Origin of the sequence: Aquisalimonas sp., assembly GCF_007120195.1 — a bacterium.
In the GTDB taxonomy this organism is placed as follows: Bacteria; Pseudomonadota; Gammaproteobacteria; order Nitrococcales; family Aquisalimonadaceae; genus Aquisalimonas.
The window spans coordinates 1-4,798 of record NZ_SKOG01000175.1 but is presented as its reverse complement, the minus strand read 5'-3'; the positions used below and the strand labels follow the sequence as shown (position 1 = coordinate 4,798).

Sequence of the window (4,798 nt, the reverse complement as noted above, 5' to 3'; positions counted from 1 at the left end):
GCGACACTAGCCCATGCGAGTCCGCAATTCGAGGCGGGTGACTGGACCGTCACTCTGGATGGTAACGTCAACGGTTTCTACACCTTTACAAGCTGTGAAAGCAGCCCCGAACTGGTGGAGGGTGGCCTCGCCTGCACGGAGGACGGCTCTGGAGGTGACAGCGGCCAGTCCAACATCCGAACCGGCTTGCTGCCGGCCAAGCTTGGTGTCTCTGTGGCCCGCGAGCAGGCGGGCTACGACATCGAGGCCTATCTGAGCTACTGGCCCGGCATTGACGATGGTCAGGATGGCGGCGCGCTGGGTCTCGGGACCGCCAACTTCCGGCAGGTCTATCTTTCCTTCGGCACCGAGCAAATGGGCACCCTCAAGATCGGCCGTGATCTCGGCATCTTCGGGTCCGACGCGATCCTCAATGACCAGACTCTGCTGGGTGTCGGCGCCGTCTCCAACGCCACCATTCGGGGCGGCAACACCTCCCTGGGCGGCATCGGCACCGGCTACCTGTACGCCGACTGGAAGGCCCAAGTCAGCTACTGGTCGCCGGACTTCCAGGGCTTGTCCTTCGCCCTGGGCATCATGGACCCATGGGATCCGGGGACGCTGGCTGTAGCCGGCACTAGTGGGGTTGGCGATGGTGAGCAGTCGCAACCGGGCGTCGAGGGCAAGGTCAACTTTAAGTGGGTAGGCCCGGTGGATGTCAACGCCTGGGCCAGCTTCCTGACGCAGCAGGTGACGGTGGAGGGCGCCGATATTGACGACACCGTCTACGGCTTCGACGTGGGCGCCAGAGTCGATGTGCAGAACTTCAATTTCACGGCCTACTACTACTTCGGCAGTGGTATCGGCACCACAGCCTTTCTCTTCGATGGCTTTGACAGCGAAGGCGATCGACGTGACTCCGATGGGGGCTACCTCCAGGCGGGCTTCCGGATTCCCGGCCCCAACACGCTACTGAGCGCTGCCTACGGGATCAGCCGGCTAGACGACAACAGCCCGGATCCGGGCACGCTCGTGGACAGGAACGAGCGCTGGACGGCCGGGGTCTACCACCCGCTGACCCCGAGCCTGAACCTGGTGGCCGAGTTCAACCATGTGAGGGCCAAGAATCACGACGGCGATGACAACACGGAAAACACCGTCGCCCTGGGCGGTGTACTGTTCTTCTGAAGCCCAACAGGCTCGATAAACGGATGATGGCGGCGCCCCGGGGCGCCGCCACCCATAGCACACGGAGCACTATCATGGACCGTGCCGAGATCATTCAGCGCGGCGCAGACCAGGAAGCCGAGCGCATCCGCTTCATTGAGCAAAACCGGGGGCAGGAGGCCGCCGAAGCATTCGCCCGCCAGACACGGGCCCTCTACCGTCGTGCTGTGGTGAACCGTTCCGCGCCTGCGGGGGATCAATTAATACGCCTCAGGCTGTTGGGCTCGTATTGTTACCTGAAGCGATACCTTCATCGTAAGGCTGGCCAGTCGCTCGACTAGACAATCCGTCGCGGAACAACCCGGCCGCCAAGACGATGACCATCCACCGTCGCACCGAGCCCGATGGCCGCGCACGACGCTTGATCGATGCGTTGCGGCAGCTCTTGGGAAAGGGGGAAGCGCGCACGGTGGTATCTCCCCGCCAGGCCCCGTACGGCCACTCCGCTACGGTCAACTGCGACCACCAAATCGCCTCGCTGTCCGTGGGGTTTTGGTGACTGCTTCGAGGAGTGACAAAGGTACGGGCCGCGACCGCATTGCTTCCGGCTGACGCGCTGATCGGGGTGGCACTTCTACCCGTTGGAGAAGCGCCACCGTTGACTCTCCCCTTCCGCAGTCTCGCTAGACGTGATCCACCGCTTCCTGCACACCGGCACGCCGGGCGCAGTGCGCGCAGCAGAAGTAGCTGTCGCCGGCTTCAATGCCGTGGCCTATGATCTGGCAGCCGCAATGGCTGCACGCTGGAGCCAGCTTGTGAATCGCGCACTCAAAGCAGTCGAAGACATGCTGCTCGCCACCGGTGGTGATCTTAAGGGCGCCGTCATATTCATTGCCGCATACTTCACAGGTTGCCATATGCTGCTCCTCTGTCCATTCGTCGCTGTTAGCGGGATGGGTTATCTTTCAGCGTAGAACCACTGCGCAGGTTAATGAAGCGCTCGAAGCGCACGCTTTCAGCCATCCCGTCCCGGCGCTCCCCTCGGCTCGAGGGAGAGCACGTTCCTGGTCTCCAATGGTCGCGCGGAGAGCCGCATACCCCGCGGCCGACGACATTTGCCATGCTGCGACTCCGTCCTACGCGTTGCCACCGCCTTGCTTGACATGGTTGATCATGCCGCCGGCGAGCACGATCTCGACCTGGCGCGCGCTCATGTCGTGCGCGAGCGCGAGGCTCCTGCCGTTCACGGTGGCCGTCAGGCGATTGCCCCTGGTCAACGCTTCATGCAGGTCTTCCAGCACAACCGTCTCGCCACGTTTAGGCGGCTGCTCGTCCTCGTCGTAGCGCAATGGCAGAATTCCGAAGCTGATCAGGTTCTGCCAGGCGATGCGCGCAAAGCTGCGCGCGAGCACGGCGCGCAGGCCAAGGTAGCGCGGTGCCAGCGCGGCGTGCTCGCGGCTCGATCCCTGGCCGTAGTCGCGCCCGGCGACGATGGCGTGCGAGCCGGTCTCTTCCGCGCGCTGGGGATAGCTCTCATCGATGATGTCGAAGCAGAAGCGCGAGATCGCGGGGATGTTACTGCGGTACGGCAGCACGCGGGCTCCGGCCGGCATGATCTCGTCGGTTGTGATGTAGTCGTGGACTTCGAGCAGGACCGGAAGCTCAAGCCGTTCAGGCAGGCCCTCGAACTCGGGCAGCGTTACGATGTTCGGCCCTTTCACCACGTCCACCTGGCGCGCCTCCTCGGGAGGCAGCGGCTTGACCACGTGGATCTGCTCGAAGTCGTGGATACCCGCCTCCGGGATTTGCGGGTAGTCAACCCCGAGGTCGCGCGGATCGGTAATCTTGCCCGCCAGCGCCGAGGCCGTCGCCGTCTCCGGGCTGCACAGGAACACGCTGTCCTCGCGGGTGCCGGAACGGCCCGGGAAGTTGCGCGGCACCGTCCGCAAGCTGTTCTGTCCGGTGGCCGGCGCCTGACCCATGCCGATGCAACCGTTGCAGCCCGCCTGGTGCAGTCGAGCGCCGGCTTGGAGGAGGTGCAGCAACAGCCCGGTGCGCGTGAGATCCTCCAGCAGCGTGCGCGAGGTCGGGTTGATGTCGAACGAGACCGTTGAATCAGTGCGCCGGCCGGCCACCATGAGCGCACTGATCGCGAAATCACGGTAACCCGGATTCGCCGACGAGCCGATATAGGCCTGGTAGAGGGAATCGCCCGCGACGTCGCGGACCGGCACGACATTGCCGGGGCTCGCGGGTTTGGCAATCAGCGGCTCCAACGCCGAGAGGTCGATGTGATCCTCGACATCGTAGCTGCAGCCCTTTTCAGCCGCCAATGGCATCCAGTCATCGTCGCGCGAGTACGCAGCGAGGAACTCGCGCGTCGCCTCGTCGGAGGGAAACACGGTCGCGGTGGCGCCCAACTCAGCACCCATGTTCGCGATCACGTGCCGGTCCATGGCCGATAGCCCCGCCAAACCCTCACCGTGGTACTCGATGATGCGACCGCGCCCGCCGTCGGTGCCGTGGCGGCGCAGCATCTCCAGGATCACGTCCTTGGCGCTCACCCATTCGGGCAGCTCGCCGGTCAGCTCAACACCCCAGATCTCCGGCATGTTGGTGTAGAACGGACGCCCGGCCATGGCCATGGCGACATCCAGGCCGCCGGCCCCGATCGCGAGCATGCCCATGGAGCCCGCCGCGCAGGTGTGGCTGTCCGAGCCCAGCAGGGTCTTGCCTGGGCGACCGAAGCGCTGCATGTGGACCGGGTGACTGACGCCGTTGCCAGCGCCGCTGAACCACAGCCCGAAGCGCCGGCACGCGCTGTAGAGGAACAGATGATCATCCGGGTTGCGGAAATCCTCCTGGATCAGGTTGTGGTCGACATACTGCGCCGACAACTCGGCCGCGACGCGGTCAACCCCCATTGCCTCGAGCTCGAGCATCGCCAGAGTACCCGTGGCGTCCTGCGTCAGGGTCTGGTCGATGGCGATGGCGATCTCCTCGCCGGGCTCCATACGGCCCTCGACGAGATGCGCGTCGATCAATTGATGAGCCAGCGTGCGTGCCATAGCCGCCTCCGTTCGCGTGTACCGTTCGCAATCCATGTAACAAGCGTCTCTGGTATACCGCGCCTCGTATGCACACCAAATCGGCGCCCAAAGGGCGGCCGATTTACACATTTACGATTTATCTGGCGGCGGGGTTCCGTCGGGTAGGGCCACGGCCGGCGTATTGACGGACTTCTAATCAAGGCCTTCGAGGAAAAGGTCTACGCTCGTATTGCCGAAGAGGAGTGAATGCCGCGTGTCGAGTCCATGACGCCAACGGAGCGTAAGCATCCGAAGGTGGTGAACGCCATCCTGCAACCGGCAAGCAAAGTCGGCCCGGGGCGGATTGGTGCCGGAATCCCTGCTATTTTTACGGTGACAGAGGTGTCCCAGGCTACTGCTCTGACCGCGTGATTCGCCCATTCGAGTATCACGCCTCACGGCATCCGGTTCGCCCTCAGCCGTGACGTAATGCCCCGATTCCAGCGGTTTCTGCGGCCTTCAGGCGAGGTGCAACGATGAAACTCACCGGTTCCTGCCATTGTGGGGTGGTACGCTTCACCTGCGAGTCCAAGGCCCCCTACCCGTTCATGCACTGCTATTGC

Annotated in this window: 4 protein-coding genes; 2 read left to right on the top strand and 2 right to left on the bottom strand. The window is 63.8% G+C overall.

Going from position 1 to position 4,798, the window contains the following annotated elements; genetic code table 11:
- The coding region (locus tag QZT63_RS12925; protein WP_290651797.1) for a hypothetical protein at window positions 1-1,167 on the top strand (1,167 nt) is incomplete at its 5' end.
- A 74-nt stretch (window positions 1,168-1,241) separates the two neighbouring features.
- On the top strand, window positions 1,242-1,487 hold the full coding sequence (locus tag QZT63_RS12920) for a hypothetical protein (protein WP_290651795.1): 246 nt from the start codon (window positions 1,242-1,244) through the stop codon (window positions 1,485-1,487).
- Between the two features lie 342 nt (window positions 1,488-1,829).
- Here the strand turns inward: QZT63_RS12920 and QZT63_RS12915 are convergent, their stop codons facing one another.
- Together QZT63_RS12915 and QZT63_RS12910 are read right to left on the bottom strand one after the other, a co-directional pair.
- Window positions 1,830-2,063 carry a hypothetical protein gene (locus QZT63_RS12915; protein WP_290651793.1) on the bottom strand — a complete coding sequence of 78 codons (234 nt, stop codon included), beginning with the start codon at window positions 2,061-2,063 and terminating at the stop codon, window positions 1,830-1,832.
- Between the two features lie 219 nt (window positions 2,064-2,282).
- On the bottom strand, window positions 2,283-4,214 hold the full coding sequence (locus tag QZT63_RS12910) for an aconitate hydratase (protein ID WP_290651792.1): 1,932 nt from the start codon (window positions 4,212-4,214) through the stop codon (window positions 2,283-2,285).
- Window positions 4,215-4,798 lie beyond the last annotated feature (584 nt).

Coding starts and splice junctions, on each gene's coding strand:
- QZT63_RS12915 (WP_290651793.1), bottom strand. CDS start 2,063: ATGGCAACCTGTGAAGTATGCGGCAATGAATATGACGGCGCCCTTAAG.
- QZT63_RS12910 (WP_290651792.1), bottom strand. CDS start 4,214: ATGGCACGCACGCTGGCTCATCAATTGATCGACGCGCATCTCGTCGAG.
- QZT63_RS12920 (WP_290651795.1), top strand. CDS start 1,242: ATGGACCGTGCCGAGATCATTCAGCGCGGCGCAGACCAGGAAGCCGAG.